Source organism: Gelidibacter salicanalis (genome assembly GCF_016469035.1).
Classification (GTDB): domain Bacteria; phylum Bacteroidota; class Bacteroidia; order Flavobacteriales; family Flavobacteriaceae; genus Gelidibacter; species Gelidibacter salicanalis_A.
Genome location: NZ_JAEHJZ010000244.1, coordinates 1 through 218, shown reverse-complemented (window position 1 = coordinate 218; position 218 = coordinate 1). Strand labels below are relative to the sequence as shown.

Annotated in this window: 1 protein-coding gene; it reads left to right on the top strand. The window is 43.6% G+C overall.

Translation table 11 applies throughout. The features are described from left to right. A partial coding sequence (locus JEM65_RS21450; RefSeq protein ID WP_199603775.1) for a hypothetical protein occupies positions 1-218 on the top strand: 218 nt, incomplete at both ends.

The window sequence follows — 218 nt, the reverse complement described above, 5'->3', positions numbered from 1 at the left end:
ACAGTCCCTGAAGACATAGCGGTAGATCTAAGAAAATGGAGAAAGGATATAATGATAGCGGCTAAAATTACTGTTCCGAGGTGGATCAGGCAGCCAAAACTTGTAAACACAGAGCTTATTGGGTTTTCTGATGCATCCATTAATGCTTGCGGTGCTGTTGTCTATTATCGCACTGAGGACGAAGGAGGCAATGTAGCCATCCACTTTGTTGCGTCAAA